Genomic DNA, 20120 nt, shown 5'->3' with positions numbered 1-20120 from the left:
TTAACTTCGACATGCAACTCGAGTTGCCCCTTTGAAAAGGGCTTTATTATTACAACAATCAAATGAGGATTTAAAAATGGCTGAACAAGAAAAAGATAACACTATGACTGTTGTCATCGCAGTTACTCTGATTGCTATCGTTGGCGTTTTCCTGCTGAAAAGCCGTGAAACCGAACACTTACAATATGGTCAAGCTGGTGACGTTCAACAAGAAGCTCAAGTCTTGAAACAACACAAAGACTACAACAACGACGTATTGAGCCAAGCAGAATAATTCTGCTAGCAAAAAGAATAATAAATTCTTATCCACTGGCCACCCCTGCCGAAAAGCAGGCGGTGGCTTTTTTATGTTTGGAATATACGCTATTCCGAATCCGCCGCAAATCGTCATTGCCTATCTTCATTTTGCCGACTGGCTGTTAGAATGCACGCCTTCTTGAAATTACCTCGATGTAAAAAATGGACCTTATCCAACGTATTGCCGACGAATTATCCGTAAGACCTCAACAAGTAGCTGCGGCTGTGAGTTTGCTTGACGAAGGCGCCACGGTACCTTTTATTGCCCGATACCGCAAAGAAATGACTGGAGGCCTCGATGATAGCCAGTTGCGCTTGTTGGAAGAACGCGTGGTTTACTTGCGTGAACTCAACGATAGACGCGGAACCATACTCGAAAGCGTACGCAGCCAGGGCAAGTTGACGCCTGAATTGGAACAAGCCATTCTGGAAGCCGATACTAAAACCTTATTGGAAGATCTGTATTTACCGTATAAGCCCAAGCGTCGAACCAAAGCGCAAATTGCTCGTGAGGCCGGCTTGGAGCCGTTGGCGGACGCCTTGTTGGATAACCGCGATTTAATTCCCGAGCAAGCGGCGGTTTCCTATATCAATGCCGATAAAGGTGTGGCTGATATCGCCGCGGCATTAGATGGCGCGCGGCAGATCATCATGGAGCGTGTCTCCGAAGATGCCGAATTATTGGCCGAATTGCGCGAGCGTATCTGGGGTAAGGGGGTTTTGCAATCGACCGTCGTGTCCGGCAAAGAAGCGGAAGCGGCCAAATTTAAGGATTATTACGATTACAGCGAAGCGATCAACAAAATTCCTTCGCACCGGGCGTTGGCCCTGTTCCGCGGCCGAAATGAAAACATGTTGACCTTAACATTGAAACCGGCCGAACATGACCAAGAAGAGCATCAGTTTTGCACGCAGTTTGTTTGTCGGCGATTGCAAATCAGCGATATGAAAAAGCCTGCCGATGCCTGGTTGGCGGAAACCGCTCGTTTTGCCTGGAAGATCAAGCTGTTTACCCGGATCGACATGGACTTGAAGCAACGTTTGCGCGAAGCGGCCGAGACGGAAGCCATTCGCGTGTTCGCCAGCAATTTGCGCGATTTGTTGCTGGCGGCGCCGGCAGGGCACAAAGCGACGATGGGGCTCGATCCGGGCATACGCACAGGGGTTAAGGTGGCTGTGGTGAGCGTGACCGGTAAGCTTTTGGCGACCGAAACGATTTATCCGCATCAACCCAAGAATCAATGGGATCAATCTATCGCGATATTGGCGAAATTGATTCAAGAGCACCAAGTATCTTTAATTAGTATCGGAAACGGTACCGCCTCGCGGGAGACCGATCAGTTGGTGGCGGATTTAATTAAGCGGCATAAAGAATTGCCAGTACAGAAAATCATGGTTTCTGAGGCCGGCGCATCGGTCTATTCGGCCTCGGAACTGGCGGCCAAAGAATTTCCGGAGTTGGATGTGTCGTTACGTGGCGCGGTGTCGATCGCCCGCCGTTTGCAAGATCCGCTGGCGGAACTGGTCAAGATCGAACCGAAGTCCATCGGTGTCGGACAATATCAGCACGACGTCAATCAAGTGCGGTTGGCGCGTATGCTGGATACGGTGGTGGAGGATTGCGTTAACGCCGTCGGAGTGGATGTCAATACCGCGTCCGCCGAGCTGTTGAAGCAGGTTTCGGGCTTGTCCGCCAGTATCAGCGAAAACATTGTTTCGTTCCGTGACCAAAACGGTCCGTTTATGAATCGCAGTCAGTTAAAAAAAGTGCCGCGCCTAGGCGACAAGGCATTCGAACAGGCAGCCGGTTTTCTACGTATCGTGAACGGCGATAATCCGCTTGACGCTTCTGCCGTGCATCCGGAAGCCTATCCGGTCGTTAACGCGATTTTGGATGATACCGGTAAGTCGATCAGGGATCTGATTGGGCAAAGTCAATTTTTACGCGGTTTAAACCCGGCCAATTACACCAGCGCCGAATTTGGTTTGCCGACTGTGACGGATATTTTGCAAGAGCTGGAAAAACCGGGCCGCGATCCTCGTCCGGAATTTAAAAGTGTGCAATTCAAAGAGGGCGTAGAGAAAATCACCGATCTGCTGCCGGGCATGAACTTGGAAGGCGTGGTCACCAACGTGGCGAATTTCGGCGCGTTTGTCGATATAGGCGTGCATCAGGATGGCTTGGTGCATATCTCGCATTTGGCCGACAATTTCGTCAAAGTTCCTCGCGATATCGTCAAGACAGGCGATATGGTTAAAGTGCGCGTGTTGGAAGTCGATGTGGCACGCCAGCGTATTTCCTTGAGTATGAAGAAAAATGTCGATAGTGAAGACATAACACGCAGCGATAAACCGCTAAAAACCGGCTACAAACCTAAACAACAACCTGTTGCGCAAAACACCATGAGTCATGCGTTTGCCAAAGCGCTGAAAAAGTAAATTAAAAATGCTCTGCTATACTTTTCGTTCGAATATGAGGGGCTTGTGGGGCAACGGCATTTTAGATGGTTTAGTCGTGCGGTTGGCTCTAGCCTGTCGGCGTATGTCCGGTTGAGTCAGGCGTACGTAGAAACCGTTTGTAAATCATCTGCTATCGCTATCAAGGCACAGGAAAAGATATGAAATACAATAACCGAACCCTCGCATGCATACTGCTAGTTGGTTGTTTTGCCCTCGTCAATCCGGCGCGGGCCGAACCAACTGAAAGTTATGGTGAAATTGTTGGACGCAAACTTCTGAGCGGTTTGGGCAACGTCGTGACTTCCGTTGCAGAAATACCCAAGACCATTATTATTGTCAATAACGAAAGCAATATCGTGTGGGGACTTGCCGGCGGTTCGCTCAAAGGTCTAGTGAATATGATTGGTCGAGTCGGAGTAGGCGTGCTCGATTTGGTCACTGCGCCGATTCCAACCTATCCGATCGTCGATCCGCTTTATGTTTGGGACGATTTTTATGCCGAAACCACCTACGGCCCGGCATTTGTCATTGAAGAAGGGCGTTAGCATCTGTCGGCCTCATTTAACAAACGATGAGGCCTTCACCCTCGTCAGGCAACCATTTTTAATTCACTGAGGCCATTGGGTTTTTTCACCAGTTCGATTTGCGTCTTGATGCGTTTTTTCACACCCTCGACATGCGAGATAATCCCGACGGTTTTGCCGTGAGTCTTTAAGTTCTCCAGGGTAGTCATCGCCAAATAGAGCGATTCCGCGTCCAAGGTGCCGAAACCCTCGTCTAGAAATAAGGAGTCGATCGACTTTCCGTTATTGGCGATTTCCGCCAGTGCCAGCGCCAAAGCCAGGCTGACGACAAAGCTTTCACCGCCCGACAGGGTTTGCGGCAAGCGCCGCGCATTATTCTGTTTGGTATCTTCGATTTCCAAGGCAAGGCCTAAATCGCTAGCGCCCCTGCGCAGATAATAGCGGCCGCTTAGCTTTTCCAGAACTTGATTGGTTTGTGAGAGCAGGTTCTCGACCATCGTGTCTTGAATTCTTTTTCTGAAGCCGGCCGGATCGTCCTCGATCAATTTAATTTCCGCTTCGGCTTGTGCAAACAGAAGCTGTTGTTGTTCGGCTTGTGATTGTAGCGTTTCAAATTTTGCGCGATACTGCTGCTGTTTCGCCAGTTTGCTTTCCAAGGCGCGAATTTCTTGCTCGGCAATATCGATTTTTTCCTGAACGCCGGATAATGCTTGCTGCAGTTCGTCTATGTCGAGTAATTCGGCTTTGGACCTTTCGGTTTCGAGCCCTTCAACCGCTTCTTGTATTTGTGTTTCGATCTCAGCCAGTTTGCCGCTGTCCGCAATTAAATCTTGCTGAAATTGGTTTTCTTGGTCGATCAGGGATAACAGTTCTTTCAGTTGATCGATTGAACCGAATGCGCTAGCAGCCATTTTGTCATTGAATGTTTGCAAGATGGTTTTGTATTCGATTTGGCTTACACGTAATTGCTGCTCTTGATCGACGATGAGCTTTTGTTTCTCTATGATTGCGATATGCAGGCTCAAAAGCTCTTCCTGGCTCAAGGACTGCAATTTATCGTTTATCTGTTGTTGATAAGTTTCTATTTTATTCTGGCAGCCTTGCAGCTTTTCGTTCAGCGCCGCGATATCCTTTTGTATGCCCTGCTGACGCAGCAAATAAACTTGATAATCCTGGCGCCTGCTATTCAGGCGGTCAAACAGTTGGTTTTCCTTGCCGCGAGACGGTAATTTTTCACCCTGCGCGTTCAATTGCGTTTCTAATTTTTCAATCAGCGCTTGAAGTTCGGTGTTGCGTTCGGCATAGGTTTTTTCTATGTCATCGAATTCCGGCGGGCGATTGTTCCATTTTGTTTCGAGTTCTTCCACTGCCTTAATTAGTTTTTCTAACGAGGCTTGTTTCGCATCGAGCTCGGCCGTCGTTTTTACGATGTTGCGTTGCAATTGTCCATATTGTTTGATCAGCTCATTTAGCTTATTCAATTCGTCGGTTTCCTCGGTAAGGAAATGTTTTTGCAGCGATAAGTTGTCGATTGCCATGCCGCCGCGCATGACGTTCAGGCGGTTGGCCAATGTAGTCCATTCGTAATGCATCTGTTGCAGGCGTTGCTGTTTGGCCGATTTTTGCGAGTCGAACTTCTCTGCCGATTTTAATTGGGCGCTCGCTTGATCAACCTGGATTCGTAAGGCTTGAATTTTGCCGCGCTGGTCAAGCAGGGCTTTCTTTGCATCGGTAAAAACCGGTGGTCTCAACACGTAGGGGTGGGTCAAGGAGCCGCATAAATAACAGGGCTGTCCCTCGACCAGTTTCGCGCGGTCGGCGCTCATTTTTTTGACCAAGGCCTCGTTGCGTAATGCTTGTTCCAATACCTTGATGATGTTTTGTTCCCGATTCATTTCTTGATTCAATTCATCGAGATGTGCTTGCAATTCGTCCAAATCCGGTGGGATGTCAGTCGATTTTCTGATTCCTAGCCAAGACAACCAGCCCTTATGCGATAATTTTGCCGTGACGCCGGCTAGCGAAACCATTTCCTGCAAATCGCGGACCCGGGACTGCTGTTCTTGTTGCAGTTCTTTTAATTCGTCAAGGCTTTTGCCTTGAGATATTTCTTGCAAGGTTTGCTGATTGGTTTCGACTTGTTCTTTTAAAAATATCAGATCGGCTTGAGTGCCTTCTAAAGCCGCTTTGTTCTTTTTCAAGGCGGCACCGGTATTTTTTATCCAGTTGCTATTCGATTTCTGTTTGCCACCCAGCTCGATAAGTTCATTTCGCAAATTGCGCAGCCGAACCACGTTAGGAAAATCGTCAATCAAACTCGCATCGCTTCGATGGGCGTTTAGCCATTCGTTCAACTCGGCCAGGGTGGCTTGATTGGCATTTAGCTGTTGCTGAATAGACTGTGCGAGTTCCCGTTGACGCGGTAGCTCCAGTTTTAATTCGCTGATGGATAACTTTAAGGAGTCTACCCTTTGTTTTTGTTCGGTAAGGGTTTTTTCCTTTATTTGGGGGGGTGCTTGCTCCTCTTCGCCGCCCAATTGCCGCTGCAGCATCGCAAGTTCTTTGCGGTAGCTATCTAGAGTGGCTTGGTGCTGGTCGATTTGCGCTTGCTTTTTGTCGAGTAAGGTGATTTCAGGACGGAACTGCACGGCGTTTCGATTTTCGGCAATCCGATTCAAGTCTTGCTGTAATACGGCGATCTTGCTAATCAGTTCTTGCTGCTTAAGCTGCCGCTGTTGCTGTTTCTGTTCCAGCGCCGCAAGGTTTTCAATCGTGGCCAGTTGCGCTTGAATGCGCTGTTCTTGCTGTTGATAGTCGGCTGTTTGCTCATTAAAGTCTTGCAAATCTTGTGCTGCCGCTTCCAAGGCCTGTTCGTCCAGTAAGGGCAAACCCGCAATATCCTGTTGTATCAGGGTTAAGCTGTTTTTGGCTTGGTCGTATTGTTGCTCGATTCGGGTGCGGTAATCGGCGTAGATATCGGTGCCGCTGATTTTTTCCAAAATATACATGCGCTCGCTATCGAGGGCGTGTAAAAACGCGGCGAAGTCGCCTTGAGGCAACACTATCGATTTGCTGAAACGATGAAAATCCATGCCGGTTAATTCGGCAATGCGCACTCGAACTTGATTGGGGGTCTCTGCCAAAACCTCCTCTTCGCCATTTATTCGCGTCAACCGCATGTTCGGCACGGCGGGTAACGACATCGTACCTACGGTGGTGCGTTTTACTGACCAACTCGAACGGAATTTATCCTTGCCCAAAGCAAATTCAACCCGAGCAAAACATTCGTTTGTGGATTTAGTCATCACATGAGCGGCGGGCCGGTCAAATCGAAAGGTTTCTCCGTACAGGCCTAAAGTAATGACGTCGAGTATGCTGGATTTGCCGGAACCGTTAGGGCCGGTAATTGCAAAAACGCCGCTGTCGGCAATCGGTCCTTGATCAAAATAAACTTGACCTTCACCTTCTAGCGAATTGATGTTTTTGAAAGAGATGTTCAGTATGCGCATAAAATGTCGATTTGTTTAGGCTAGTCGAGGGCTTACGGTTTGGTATTCGCGCCAGGGCCTTTTAATAGAGCAATGGTACACGATGCGGAAGGTCTAGAAAACAATGGAGATTTCCGTTGCTGTCTTTGGATACTATTCAAAGTCGGTACGATTTCCGGACGGTTCCGATGGCGCCTGCCTAATTTGGCGTACTAACGGCGACTCGCGTTTGAGTCGGAAACAAGCGGTGAGACCGGCCCGCTTAGCCGGCGCCGCGCCAGGGACGGAAAAGGCATCGCGGAGATGATTCGGCCGGCTGGTTTGATGTTACGGATTTTGTGATGGCCAAAGACGATTGTCTTAAACCCAGAAGAATGGCAATTGCCTGGACATCCGACAATCTAGGTCGACAGTTCTGCTACCTTGGCGAGATAGTGGGAATATGGCGTACGCTATTCACATTGACAAACCGGCCTTGTGGCGCAAGAGCAGCCGCAAGTTTCGCCTGATTTGCACGTCGCGCTGTATTTACTGCTGAAATTACTGTCGCCGCATGTGACACTGCAACTTTGCTCGCCACTATTCAGCGAGTTTTGTTCGCGGTCGCTTTTTAATGCGGGAGTTGGCGTGTCGGTTTTATTTTCCAACAAAATAGGAGTTTGTAATGGCGCGTCTATAGCAAAAGCCGCTGTTGGATTGAATATACCTATCGTGATCAATATAAGGAAAATATAAAAAAGTTGCATCGTCGGTCTTCCCAAGTTTTGTCGTCGTTTCGTTGCGGACATAAGCCTGTCGATTAAGCGCTGCGGATTATAGGCAAGCGTGTCATTCTGAACATTCATGATAGGCTTAAATTTAGGCGCACCAGTCAAACAATACAAGGCAAAATAGAGCGCGTGCTATCGGGCGGGGCTTGACTTTGCCCTCGGGGCGTTTGTTGATTTCGTTCTCGTGTGGCGGTAATAGCGGTTTTGGGGCAGGCTGCTTGTCATAGAACGCATTCCGCCATGGTCTTGATCAACGGACGCGGCGTGCAATACTGGCCTGCACCGGATTCGGTGTCTTTGGCGTTTTTCTCCAACAAGCCTTCGTAGATCGGGCCTTTGCTATAAGCGTAATCGGCGGCCTGTCGCACCTTTTGCTTATAGCGCTACCGGCAACAGGCCGACGACAAACATTGCTTAACTATCGGCTTCGCAAAGCGCCTTAAACTCAGGTATCCCGGTCGTTAGGCGTTGGCGCAAAAAATTCAACTGGCGTTGCAATTCATCCTCGGCATCGCTTACATTTTTGAACACCTGAACGACTTTTTGATCGTTTAGCATATCGGGATAGTGCGCATCGATGAACTCAAGGACCTCCGCGTCGCATTCGGTAATGCTCTTTAAAGCGCTTTCCGTTTGAGCCAATACCGATTTTAGTTCGTCAAGATTCGTCGCCACAAAAACCTCCAGGGAAAAAACGATTACTGTACCAGAATCCGCGCGTGCTGTAGTACAGCTTAATCGCGTGAAATTGAAGCAAACCAAAGACGGCGAAATGGTCTAAATGGGCTATGGATTAAAGAGCCTACCGGATTTAGGTTAAAAGCCACGGTCGAAGCCTCGGATGAAAAATATCACCTTAGCCTTAGGCCAGCGGATGGGTTTGTCAAAGTCGTGCGACAAAATCTAGCGAAAGCCGCCGGACGGGCGGCCGGATTTTTAACGGTGAAATTCAGCCGGCAGCGGGCGAGTTTAGCTAGCTGAAAGTCCGGTTGGCGATTTTTGTTAACGCGTAAAGGGATCGAACGCTTTCGTGCCGCATCGTAAAACCGCATCAGCCCGTGATCGATTTACCCCGGTCGCCATAAGCCTATTTTGTTATCATCACGGTTTTCGATCAATAATAACGGGGGGTAAATATGCATACGTTAGGTCGCCAGATTATGCGAATGCTGCCTTTTTTCTTGTTGAGCGCATCGATTGCGGCAGTTAATCCTGTCATGGCCGAAACCGACGGCGCGGCGGAGCACAGTGGTCACGTAAAACGCGATTGGCCGGGCATTTATAACGGTTTTTTACCGTGCGCCGATTGCGTCGGAATCAAGACTTCGCTAGCTTTAAATAAAAACGGCAGTTACGTGCTGATTACGCAAAACGTCGGCAAGTCGCCTAGAGACTTCGTGGAAAAAGGCAAATACGCGTGGGACGATAATACCGATACCTTGGTGTTGACGCCGCGTAAAGGAAAGGGCGACAAGATTCACCAATATGCGGTCGACGATAATGCATTGATTCAGTTGGACGAACATGGCAATCGCCACACCGGTAAACTCGCCGACAACTATATATTGCAGAGGAACGACGTCACCTCGGAGCCGCCGGAACATTCAGGTCACTGAGCCGGCTAAAATATCCGTTTGAATGCCGTTCGCGGCCAGAGCCGAGTTGGGCCGGGCCGCGAAGGGATTTTCTCGCAGTGCTTGCGACTAATCGACTCGCAACTGGTCGCGGATAGGCAATTCCCGTATTCGCCGGCCGGTCGCCGCGAATATCGCGTTACACAGGGCGGGCGCAATCGGCGGCAGGCCCGGTTCGCCGATGCCGCCCAACGGCTTGTCGAATTCCGAAGTCGGCATAAGATGCACGCGGATTTCCCGCGGCGATTCGTCCAGGCGCAGCAAAGGATAGGTATGGAAATTGTCCTCTACCGCGGCGCCCTTCTTGAAACTGATCTGTCCCTGCATGGCTAGGGTTAGCCCCATGATGCAAGCGCCCTCCATTTGCGAACGTATGCGTTCCGGGTTGATTTGCGGCCCGCAATCCACGGCGATGTCGACTCGCGGCACCGTCAATATGCCGCTGTCGTCGACGCTTGCTTCCACCACGACGGAGACATAGGTCACAAAGCTGTAATGGGCGGCTAGCCCTAAGCCGTGTCCCTTGTTAAGCGGACGGCCCCAACCCGCCTCGCTCGCCACCTTTTCGACGACTCTGCGTAAGCGCCCGGTATCCACCGGATAAAGGTCCGGCGACTCGCCTTGATTCCAGGTGTCTTTCAAAGTTCGGGGATCGATGCGGCGCGGCGGGCCGATCAGATCCAGCAGAAAGTCTTTGTGGTCGCGGCCGGCGGCCGCCGCCAATTCGGCGACGAAAGATTGTATCGCGAAGGCTCTGGGAATATTGGATACCGAGCGGAACCAGCCGATGCGGGTGTGCGATTCGGCTTCCGGATTTTCGATGCGTAGATTGGGAATGGCGTAGGGTACGTTGATGACCCCCATGCCCAATTCGGCCGGCATTTGGTGTTTGCTGCCCGCGGCGAAGGTTGCGGAAATGCTGGGCGCGACGGTTCTGTGCAGCCAGGCGACGGTCTTGCCGGCTTCGTCTAGGCCGGCTTCAAGCCGCTCCAGAGACACCGTATGGAAATAAGAGTGGCGCAAGTCGTCCTCCCGCGTCCAGGTCACCTTGACCGGCTTGCCTTTCATGGCCTTGGATAACAGCGCCGATTCGATCGCGAAATCCGGCATGGACTTGCGGCCGAAAGCCCCGCCCAACAACGTGACGTGTATCGTGACTTTGTCTTCGGGCAACTTCAGCCATTTGGCCACGCGCTCCTTGCACAGCTGCGGCCCCTGGGTACAGGCCCAGACCTCGCAATGGCCGTCGACGATGCGTGCCGTAGCGGCCGGCGGTTCCATCGGCGCCTGCGCCAGGTGCGGGATGTAATACTCGGCGGCCAAAGTTTTAGCCGCGCTTTTCAGTGCCTGGTCGACATCGCCCTGCTCGCGCACGATTTTACCGGGAGCGCGGGCGGCTTTTTCCAGTTCGGCTTTGTAAGCGACCGAGTCGTAAGTGCCGTGCGGGCCGTTGTCCCAATCGATCTTGAGCGCCTTGCGGCCGGTGATCGCCGCCCAGGTATTGTTGGCTATCACCGCGACGCCGCCGAGCGGGTGGAAGTCGGCCGGCAACGGGCTGGCGGGCAGTTCGACCACTTTGACGACGCCGGCGACTTTCAAGGTCTCGCTCGCGTCGTAACGCAAGACTTTGCCGCCCAAGACCGGCGGACGGGCGACTACCGCGTAATGCATGCGGTCGAAGCGGGTGTCTATGCCGTATTGACCGCGGCCGGCGACGATGTCCCGGCCGTCGTAGATGCGCAGATGGCCTTTACCGATGTAACGGAATTCGCTCGGGTTTTTGAGACGAAAGCTTTCCCGTTCCGGAACCGGCAATTTCGCCGCCGCCGCGGCCAGTTCGCCGTAACTCAATGAGCGGCCGCTGGCGGGGTGAACGATGCGATGCAATTCGGCTTTGACTTCGGTAAGCGGTATTTGCCATCGCTGAGCGGCGGCCGACTCCAGCATGTGCCGCGCCGCCGCGCCGACTCGCCGCATCGGCATGAAGAAGTGCCGCATGCTGCGCGAGCCGTCGGTGTCTTGATTGCCGTAGGTTTCTTCGTCGCCCGGCGCTTGCTCGACTTTGACGGACAGCCAGTTGGCGTCCAATTCGTCCGCCACCACCATAGGCAAGCTGGTGCGTACGCCTTGACCCATTTCGGAACGGTGGCAGACGATGGTGACGCTGTTGTCTTCGGCGATGGCGACGAACACCAGAGGATTATCGACCCAGCCGTGCGGCATCGCGTCGGCGCCGTATTTTTCGTCGGAAGGCCCCGGCTGGGTTTCATCGCCTCGGCCGAATGCTGGGAAGCCGGCGGCCAATACGAAGCCCGACAACGCCAGGTTTTTTATAAAAGCGCGGCGGCTGACGTTGACGATGCTGACGGGCGAATCCGGCGCCATTTCATCGATGTTCGCTAAAGGTTTCATGACGCTTCCCCTTGCTTATCGGCAAGCTGTTTGATGGCGGCGCGAATGCGAGGATAAGTGCCGCAACGACACAGGTTGCCGCTCATGGCTTTGTCGATATCGGTATCGGTGGGATGGGGATTTTGTTTCAACAACGCGGTTGCCGACATGATCTGGCCGGGTTGGCAATAGCCGCATTGCGGCACGTCCAGATTCACCCAGGCGTCCTGAACTTTTTTGCCGGTAGGGTCTTGCGCCATGACTTCTATCGTCGCGATCTTTTTGCCGCCGAGCGCCGAGATCGGCGTGACGCAAGCCCGCACCGGCTGGTCGTCGACGTGAACGGTACAAGCGCCGCAGGCGGAGATGCCGCAGCCGAATTTGGTGCCGGTCAGTCCCAGATAGTCGCGCAAGACCCATAGCAAGGGTGTATCGGCCGGCAAGTCGATGTTGCGATTTGTGCCGTTTATGGTTAGCGTAATCATCAGTTTCTCTCCGGATTGCAGGCTTGAGTCAACTGCGCTGTCTATATAGTGTTATCCAATACTATACGGCTATGTTCCGGCAGTCTACACTATTTGGAATCGGCGACACCTCGGTTAACGCGCGCGAGTCTGAATGATCAAGCGATAGGCGCAACGCCGACGCTCTCGGTTTTTGGAATGATTAACCCTTTGCGCCACTTTTTTATTCGCCATCGATAAAGCAAACAAAGATCGAGACATCGTCTTGCCGCCGGGAATCCGTTCTTCCAGCCGATAAAATTTATCTAGAGGTCAAATGCACAGTCCGTTGATTTCTGAGAACGGCCTATGTTGCTTGCCGAGTCTAGAAAAGTGCTTCCTGGAACCATTCGGTGTCGATCTCGAACTGTGGTGCTTTAGGAGCTGAATAGTTTTTCGGAACAGTTTCTTCGATAAAGTATTCCCAAGTACCGTTATGGTTCTGCTGATCCAACAACAGTCCATCTTGCGGATTGATATAGGCTTGAACTATGCCTTCGGGAGTCGCTAAAGGTTTTTCCGGAATATTTTCCAGTGCCGCTTGCATGAATTCCATCCACATGGGCAACGCTGTTCGGCCGCCGGTTTCGCCTTTTCCAAGCGGACGAAGATTGTCGAAACCTACCCAGGCCGAAGCAACAATGTCGGGTGTGAAGCCGTTAAACCAGGCGTCGCGTTGTTCATTAGTCGTGCCGGTCTTGCCCGCGAGGTCATTGCGACCTAGTTGTTTTGCTTTTGTGGCTGTGCCATTTTGTACCACGTCCTGCAAAAGGCTGTTCATTAAAAAATGAATCTGCTTTGAAATGATGCGAGGAGCCGGATTTTCGACATTCAATCCGGTCTCTTCGCAATCCCGGCATACGGATTCCGGATTGGCTTGAAACAAAGCGTTACCGTCGTGATCCTCTATACGCTGGATAAGGTAGGGTTTTATTAAAAAGCCGCCGTTGGCGAATACCGCATAGGCCGATGCCATTTTAATCGGCGGCGCATTGCCGCTGCCTAGCGCTAAAGAAAGCGTGCCGGGTAACTGCTCGCGCGTGAAACCAAACCGCATCGCGGTTTGGAGTGCATACGGAATACCGATATCCTGAAGCAATCGAACCGAAACGAGGTTAATCGATTTGCGTAGAGCTACGCGCAAGGCGATTGGCCCCGAGAATTTGCGGGTGTAATTTGCCGGCCGCCAGCCGTCTTTTAGAGACGGATCTTCAATGATGATTGGAGCGTCGTTGATTATGCTGGCAAGGGTGAAGCCTTTTTCCAGCGCTGCGGTGTAGATAAACGGTTTGAAACCAGAACCGGGCTGCCGTTTGGATTGCGTTGCCCGGTTATAACGGCTCCGGTGGAAATCGAACCCGCCGGAAACCGCTAATATCGCGCCGTTGTTCGGGTCCAGCGCAACAAAGGCGCCTTCCACCTCTGGAACTTGGGTTAATGCCCATGATTGGTCGGGAAGCTGTCTCGCCCAAATAATGTCGTTGGGTTGGACGAAAAACGAATTAGCCGCATCGAAATCGAATTTGTTTGCGCTCGACTGGTGCCAGGGAATGTTTTTAAAAGGAATTTCCGAGGGAGAACCGTCCCTTAATATGATAGTGACGCCATTATTGGAAACTGATTTTACGACGGCTTGCTGACTATCTCCGACAGTGCGTAGCGACGATAATGATTGTGCCGGACCAAATTTCTTATGCGGCAGGCCTCTATATTTGTGGCGTTCGTCGTATTGATGCAGGGCTATGTGCAAGGCGCGGTCGGCGGCCGTCTGCAGGCGGCCTGGAACGGTGGTGTAAACCTTTAAGCCTAGTGTATAGGCATCGTCGCCGTATTTTTCCAACATCTCCTGTCGCGCCATTTCGGCAACAAACGGTGCGTTTAGTTCGATGTTCGACGGCTGCGGACTTGCATCGTCCGGCGTTTGGAGCGCCTCTGTAAACTCATTGCGGCTAATGAATTGGAGTTCAAGCATGCGGCGCAGCACATAATTGCGCCGTTCCAATGCTCTTTCGGAATTGACAATCGGATTATATACCGAGGGAGCCTTTGGCAGCCCGGCGATCATGGCTTGTTGATGAAGTTTAAGTTCGCCTAAGCTTTTCCCGTAGTAAGTTTGGGCGGCGGCGGCTATTCCGTATGCCCGCTGTCCCATATAAATCTTATTTAGATAGAGTTCAAGAATTTGATCTTTTGAAAAACGCTGCTCTATCTGAACGGCTAACAAAATTTCTTTGAGTTTACGCAAGTAAGTCTTTTCATGGCCTAGAAGAAAATTACGTACCACCTGCATCGTAATCGTGCTGCCGCCTTGCTTTTTTTTACCTGTGATAATCAATTGCTTGGCGGCACGTAATAAACCCTTGTAGTCGACTCCGGGATGGGTGTAGAAGCGTTCGTCCTCCGCGGCAAGGAAAGCGCTAATTTGCATTTTAGGGACGCTGCTTACAGTAATCGGGACTCGTCGCTTTTCGCCAAATTGGCCTATCAAAAGTTTGTCCTGGCTATAAACTCTCAAAGGAGTTTGATACTGGACGTTTTCAAGCTGACTGATGTCCGGCAGTTCTTTGCTCAGCTCAAGGATAAAAAAATAGCACGCAATGGAAAAACAAATAACCAGACTAAAAAAAATAAAGATAAGCCACTTGAACAAGGTTTTGATCAGGTGTTTTTGCTTCGGTTCTTTCCTGACAGTCACGGAGAATGATTTTAGGTATTCAGTTACACGTTATTAGTCAAAATACCCGCTTTTGGTCAGAGGAACAACTTAAAGTTCGAATTTAAAAATACCTGGACTGTGAAAATTATAAAACCTAACTATACTTCCCCCCTAGCTAGATTCTGCAAGCTTAGTCCGATGCGTTGCAGACCGTTTAACGTTTCTTGGAATTATGTAGGTTTCATTCATGAACTGGTTTAATCGAAATCAGTCTGCTTTGCTCGGCATCGATATTAGTTCGGCAGCAGTCAAATTGTTGGAATTAAGCCGAACCGGCGCACGCTACAAAGTTGAAAGTTATGCCGTTGCGCCCCTCCCGCAAGACGCTATTATCGATAAAAACATTACTAATATAGAAGTCATCGGCAACGCGATAAAAGCGGCGGTAAAACAGTCGGGTACCAAAGCAAAGCGGGCTTGCGTCGCAGTGGCGGGATCGTCGGTCATGACAAAAATCATTTCCATGCCGGCGTCGTTAAGCGAGGCTGATATGGAAGAACAGATCATGGTCGAGGCCGATCAATATATACCTTATTCTTTGGAAGAGGTGAATTTGGATTTCGAGGTACAGGGCGTTTCGAAAAACAATCCCGAAATGCTCGACGTATTGTTGGCCGCATCGAGAAGGGAAAATATAGAAGATCGGGCGGCCGCACTAAGCTATGCGGGGTTAAAAGCTGCGATCGTCGATATCGAAGCGTTTGCGATGGAAAACGCTTTTACCTTACTTGCTGATCAATTACCTGAACAAGTTGAGAACAAGACGATAGCGATTGCCGATATCGGTGCGACGATGACCGCTTTGAATATTTTATACGACGGGAAAACGATTTATACGCGTGAACAAGGATTCGGCGGGCGTCAACTTACGGAAGAAATCCAGCGTCGATACGGGCTATCGTATGAAGAAGCGGGTTTGGCTAAAAAACATGGCGGCTTGCCCGATAACTATGTTCCCGATGTACTGGAACCTTTTAAAAAGGCCATGCTGCAACAGATTGCTCGCTCGTTACAATTCTTCGTGTCCTCAAGTGCCAATCGGGGCGTTGACGCTTTAGTTCTGGCCGGCGGCTGCGCCTCTATCCCGGGATTGGATAGGCTGGTCGAGCGGGATTTGGGGATTCCCTCATACATCGCCAATCCATTTATTAATATGGCGTTGTCAAATCGGGTTAAGCCGCAAAGCTTAAGTAATGATACGCCAGCCATGATGATTGCTTGCGGTTTAGCGTTAAGGAGTTTCGATTAATGGCCAAGATTAATTTACTTCCCTGGCGCGAAGAACTTCGTAACAAGAAACAACAAGATTTCGTAGCCGGGATCGGTGCCGGTATTTTGGGAACGGCACTGATTTTGATCTTGGTCTACATGCATATCGAAGGGATGAAGGACTATCAAAATAGCAGGAATCAGGTCCTGAAGGATGAAATCGCCATACTCGATAAAAAAATAAAAGAGATTAAGGATATCGAGGATAAAAAGAACCTGCTGTTGACTAAAATCGATGTCATTCAGAAGCTGCAGGAAAGCCGGCCTGAAATCGTACATTTGTTCGATGAATTGACCAGAGTCACACCGGAAGGCGTTTATCTGACTAAGCTAGTCCAGACCGGCGCGGCGTTAAATATGGACGGTAAGGCTGAGTCAAACGCGAGGGTTTCAGCCTTTATGCGATCAATTGACGCCTCACAGTGGCTCAATACGCCTGTGCTCGGTGTGATTAAGGGCCAGGGCAAAAATTCAGGCATACCGAACGATTTTTCCTTAACGGCCAAGCAGGGTAAGAAAGAGGGGAATGATCCGAAGAGGGCTGGCAAATGAACCTATCTGAAATCAATTGGGACTTGAATGCCGCCGGTAGCTGGCCGACACCGATAAAATTCGCAGCCGGGGTCATCGTTTCTTTGTTAGTCGTGATTGCAGACGTTTACTACATCACGATTCCGCAACTGGATGAGCTAGAGGCACTGGAAAACGAAGAGATTAATTTAAAAACGTCTTTTGAAACCAAACAAAAGAAAGCGGTCAATTTGCAGGACTACCGGGATCAGTTAACGCAGATAGAAGCTTCGTTAGGTGAAATGTTGAAACAGATGCCGACCAAAGCCGAGGTGGCGAATCTGCTGGTGGATATATCGCAAACGGGACTGGCAAGCGGATTAGAGTTTAAGCTTTTCCAACCGGGCGCTCCAATTCCCAAGGAGTTTTATTCGGAGTTGCCGATAAATATTCAAGTCATCGGTAAATATGAGGAGTTAGGCTTGTTTGTCAGTGGCTTGGCCTCTTTACCTCGGATTGTTACCGTTCATGACGTCAATATCGTTCCTATAGGCGGTAACGATAAGACAGGAACGATGAATATGTCTGCGGTTATCAAAACCTATAATGAGGCCGATATGGGGGCTTCTGCAAAAAGCAAGCCAAGAAGAGGGGGAAGATGATGTTACTCCGCTATCGAGTAAATAACTTTGTTTATTCATTGGCATTTGCTTTTTTCCTGACAGCTTGTAGCAGTGACGATATGACAGATCTGCATGAATATATTCAAGAGGTAAAGGTCCGGCCTAAAGGCGCTATTGAACCATTGCCCGAAATAAAGATAGTCGAGGGTTTTATCTTTAAACCGGAGGGATTGCGCGACCCATTTCGGCCAACAGAAGTAACGCTGGAAGAATCGGGCGCTAGCGTCGCTGGTTATAGTGGTATACGACCTGATACTCAGCGTAGGAAAGAAGAGCTTGAAGCTTTTTCTCTCGATACACTCAGGATGGTCGGAACCCTAACCGACCAGCTAGGCTTGTGGGGGCTGGTAAAAACCAAAGACGGCACTATACATAGCGTGCAAGTGGGTAATTACATGGGACAGAATTACGGCAGAATTGTCCGTATTGCCGAAGATAGGATTGAATTGATGGAAATCGTGCCGGATAAACCTGGAACTTGGCGCGAACAACAAGCAACATTAGCATTGGCCGAGTAATTAAAGGTTATAAACATGAGTACTAAGCAAAACAAATTTACGGGGAATAGCCAGGAACGTCATGTTCACCAATGGTTTTTATTGTTGTTGTTGATACTACAGGCCATTAGAGTTTCAGCCGACAATGCCTCTATCAATAATTTGGAATTTTCCGCGTTGGCTGGGAATCAGCTGCAAATTCAACTCGACTTGAGCGAACCTGTGGTTGCGCCGAAGGTATTTCAGACCGATAACCCGGCTCGAATCGCTCTGGATTTCGAGGGCGTAAGCAGTAATCTTGCAAAAAAAAGCTTTCCAATTAATCAGGGTCCGGCCAATACGGTTTATGTTGTTGAAGCGTCCGGCCGGACTCGGGTTGTTATCAATTTGGCGGAAAAAGTACCTTACGAAACACGAGTAGACGGTAATAAATATTATGTGGTTTTGAGATCGGCCGGCGCTGTCGCCGCCGTTAATAATATTGTGCAAACCAGTGCAATTAAGGAAACTGCGCTGAGCCGGTTTTTACCCGAGCAAGGTATTAAGAGCATTGACTTTCGACGGGGTCCTAATGGCGAAGGCCGCTTGTTGTTGGGTTTAACTACGCCCAATACGGTGGTCGATGCCAAACAAAGCGCGGGCAAGGTGGTGTTGAGTTTCTTAAATACCAGAGTGCCTGAATCGTTGGCGAAAAGTTTCGATGTGTCAGATTTTGCGACGCCCGTGCAAAAAATCGATGTGGTTCCGAGAGGGGAAAGCACAACGGTTACAGTTACTCCCAATAACCCGAATTTCGATTACTCGTCATACCAAGCGGATAATATGTTAACGGTTGAATTCCGACCATTGACGCCGGCAGAAAAAGAAGCGCTACTAAGAGAAAAGCAGCCTTATATCGGCAGTAAATTGTCGCTGAATTTCCAAGAGATTGATGTCAGATCCGTACTAATGATTCTTGCCGATCACATTAAAACCCAGGAAGGCAAGGAAGTTAACATTATCACCACTGATTCGGTATCGGGTTCGATCGCTTTACATGTTAACGACGTACCTTGGGATCAGGTTTTGGATGTTGTTATGAAATTGCGTGGCCTTTCCAAACGTGAGAACGGCAATGTTATTCTGATCGGCCCGATTGAGGAAATTAAGGAAATTGAAGAAAAAGAATTGGAGGCCAGGAAAATTAAGGAAGAACTCGAGCCTTTGGTCACCGAGCATATACAGATTAATTATGCGAAAGCCGAAAACATTTGTAATATTTTGCTTGGCCGTAGCGTGACGGCTGCAATGGCCGGTAGCGCCGTGAAAGGCGGAGCGAGCGGCCGTACCTCTGGCGCAGGCGGTAGTGCGGGCGCCTGCGGCGCAACTATCGGAGGAGTCGGATCGATGGGGGTTCCTCCGGCTGTAGGGGGCGGAATAAATGCGGACGCTGCGCAAGGCATGAGATTGCTGTCGCCCAGAGGCTCGGTGATCGCAGACAGTCGCACCAATGTGCTTATCGTAAAAGACACTGCGACAAAACTAGAAGAAGCTCACAAGATGATTTCAAAGCTGGACATTCCGGTTCGGCAAGTAATGATCGAAGCGAGGGTTGTTATTGCAAGTACCAACTTCGCCCGGGATCTGGGCGTTAAGTTTGGCGTGAACAGTAATTCGAACAACCTGCAAGCCGACAACGCTGTTCGAATGTTAGCTGATTTGGGCTATACCTTAGCCGCGTCGAGCCCACAAGGGGCTTTAGCAATGACTTTAGCGAGCGGCGCAAATTACTTGCTCAGCATGGAAATCCAAGCATTGCAAAACGAAGGTAAAGGCGAGCAGTTATCTAATCCGCGCGTGTTAACGTCCGATAGGCAGCTTGCGCATATCGAACAGGGCACGGCTATACCCTATACTGTTGCGCAGAGCGCCACCAGCCCCGCTTCAACGGCCTATATCGATGCAACGTTGTCAATGGATGTGACGCCCCAGATCACGCCTACCGGCAGTATCATCATGGATATTTTGGTCAGCAAAGATGCGCCCGGAATCAACTATGCGCAGTCTCAAGGCGGGGAGGCCCCGGGTATCGAAAAGAAAAATGTCGAAACCAGAGTTCAGGTAGAGGATGGGCAGACGGTTGTTTTAGGCGGTATTTATGAATCAAATGTAAACAATACCAGAGAGTCAGTGCCATGGTTTGGCGACTTACCGATATTTGGTTGGTTATTCACGCCTTCGAAAACCGTTTCCGATACCAAATCCGAACTATTGATCTTTGTCACGCCAAAAGTCGTTAAGGATAGTATTTCCGCAGCATATTAAATTCCGTGTCTTTCGAACAATTCTCTTCCCGGCAAGGACGAGGATTGTTCGGGCTCTTGCAATAAAACTGGCGG

The 20120-nt window shown here is 50.0% G+C and carries 15 protein-coding genes; 9 read left to right on the top strand and 6 right to left on the bottom strand.

From position 1 onward, the window contains the following. The first annotated feature begins 76 nt into the window (after positions 1 to 76). From ACW73I_RS09840 to ACW73I_RS09830, 3 genes are all read left to right on the top strand, one after another. Complete coding sequence (locus tag ACW73I_RS09840) at positions 77 to 274, top strand: hypothetical protein (RefSeq protein ID WP_458029112.1); 198 nt, start codon at positions 77 to 79, stop codon at positions 272 to 274. Between the two features lie 185 nt (positions 275 to 459). Next, positions 460 to 2736 carry a Tex family protein gene (locus tag ACW73I_RS09835; RefSeq protein WP_458029111.1) on the top strand — a complete coding sequence of 759 codons (2277 nt, stop codon included), beginning with the start codon at positions 460 to 462 and terminating at the stop codon, positions 2734 to 2736. A gap of 179 nt (positions 2737 to 2915) precedes the next feature. Further along, entirely contained in the window at positions 2916 to 3302 is a 387-nt protein-coding gene (locus ACW73I_RS09830) for an exosortase system-associated protein, TIGR04073 family (RefSeq protein ID WP_458029110.1), read from the top strand. Positions 3303 to 3346: 44 nt separating this feature from the next. On the opposite strand, the gene ACW73I_RS09825 is transcribed toward ACW73I_RS09830, so the two are convergent. The 3 genes from ACW73I_RS09825 to ACW73I_RS09815 all read right to left on the bottom strand — a co-directional run bounded on the left by ACW73I_RS09825 (position 3347) and on the right by ACW73I_RS09815 (position 8214). Continuing rightward, entirely contained in the window at positions 3347 to 6790 is a 3444-nt protein-coding gene (locus tag ACW73I_RS09825) for an AAA family ATPase (protein ID WP_458029109.1), read from the bottom strand. Positions 6791 to 7760: 970 nt separating this feature from the next. Beyond that, on the bottom strand, positions 7761 to 7907 hold the full coding sequence (locus ACW73I_RS09820; protein WP_458029108.1) for an N-6 DNA methylase: 147 nt from the start codon (positions 7905 to 7907) through the stop codon (positions 7761 to 7763). Positions 7908 to 7953: 46 nt separating this feature from the next. Beyond that, complete coding sequence (locus tag ACW73I_RS09815) at positions 7954 to 8214, bottom strand: hypothetical protein (protein WP_458029107.1); 261 nt, start codon at positions 8212 to 8214, stop codon at positions 7954 to 7956. A 461-nt stretch (positions 8215 to 8675) separates the two neighbouring features. Here ACW73I_RS09815 and ACW73I_RS09810 point away from each other — a divergent pair, with 461 nt between their 5' ends. Continuing rightward, on the top strand, positions 8676 to 9155 hold the full coding sequence (locus ACW73I_RS09810; protein WP_458029106.1) for a copper resistance protein NlpE: 480 nt from the start codon (positions 8676 to 8678) through the stop codon (positions 9153 to 9155). A gap of 87 nt (positions 9156 to 9242) precedes the next feature. On the opposite strand, the gene ACW73I_RS09805 is transcribed toward ACW73I_RS09810, so the two are convergent. From ACW73I_RS09805 to ACW73I_RS09795, 3 genes are all read right to left on the bottom strand, one after another. Then, positions 9243 to 11585, bottom strand: coding sequence for a molybdopterin cofactor-binding domain-containing protein (locus ACW73I_RS09805; protein ID WP_458029105.1), 2343 nt, complete (start codon positions 11583 to 11585; stop codon positions 9243 to 9245). Further along, positions 11582 to 12049, bottom strand: coding sequence for a (2Fe-2S)-binding protein (locus ACW73I_RS09800; protein WP_458029104.1), 468 nt, complete (start codon positions 12047 to 12049; stop codon positions 11582 to 11584). Before ACW73I_RS09800 ends, ACW73I_RS09805 begins: the two co-directional genes overlap by 4 nt. A 343-nt stretch (positions 12050 to 12392) precedes the next feature. Beyond that, positions 12393 to 14762 carry a penicillin-binding protein 1A gene (locus ACW73I_RS09795; RefSeq protein WP_458029103.1) on the bottom strand — a complete coding sequence of 790 codons (2370 nt, stop codon included), beginning with the start codon at positions 14760 to 14762 and terminating at the stop codon, positions 12393 to 12395. A gap of 208 nt (positions 14763 to 14970) precedes the next feature. Here ACW73I_RS09795 and ACW73I_RS09790 point away from each other — a divergent pair, with 208 nt between their 5' ends. Genes ACW73I_RS09790 through pilQ form a run of 5 tightly spaced genes read left to right on the top strand, consistent with a single transcriptional unit; the run spans position 14971 to position 20046 of the window. Further along, on the top strand, positions 14971 to 16032 hold the full coding sequence (locus ACW73I_RS09790) for a pilus assembly protein PilM (protein ID WP_458029102.1): 1062 nt from the start codon (positions 14971 to 14973) through the stop codon (positions 16030 to 16032). Further along, entirely contained in the window at positions 16032 to 16604 is a 573-nt protein-coding gene (locus tag ACW73I_RS09785; protein WP_458029101.1) for a PilN domain-containing protein, read from the top strand. The genes ACW73I_RS09790 and ACW73I_RS09785 overlap by 1 nt, the downstream gene beginning before the upstream one ends. After that, the gene (locus ACW73I_RS09780) at positions 16601 to 17224 is read left to right on the top strand and encodes a type 4a pilus biogenesis protein PilO (RefSeq protein WP_458029100.1); all 624 of its coding nucleotides are present in this window, start codon (positions 16601 to 16603) and stop codon (positions 17222 to 17224) included. The genes ACW73I_RS09785 and ACW73I_RS09780 overlap by 4 nt, the downstream gene beginning before the upstream one ends. Next, on the top strand, positions 17221 to 17763 hold the full coding sequence (locus ACW73I_RS09775) for a pilus assembly protein PilP (protein WP_458029099.1): 543 nt from the start codon (positions 17221 to 17223) through the stop codon (positions 17761 to 17763). Before ACW73I_RS09780 ends, ACW73I_RS09775 begins: the two co-directional genes overlap by 4 nt. Positions 17764 to 17778: 15 nt before the next feature. Next, positions 17779 to 20046 carry a type IV pilus secretin PilQ gene (gene pilQ / locus ACW73I_RS09770; RefSeq protein ID WP_458029098.1) on the top strand — a complete coding sequence of 756 codons (2268 nt, stop codon included), beginning with the start codon at positions 17779 to 17781 and terminating at the stop codon, positions 20044 to 20046. Positions 20047 to 20120: the final 74 nt, after the last annotated feature.

This window comes from Methylomonas sp. MgM2, assembly GCF_054172045.1.
Note: the sequence above shows the minus strand (reverse complement) of the source record. Positions and strands in the feature narration are given on the sequence as shown.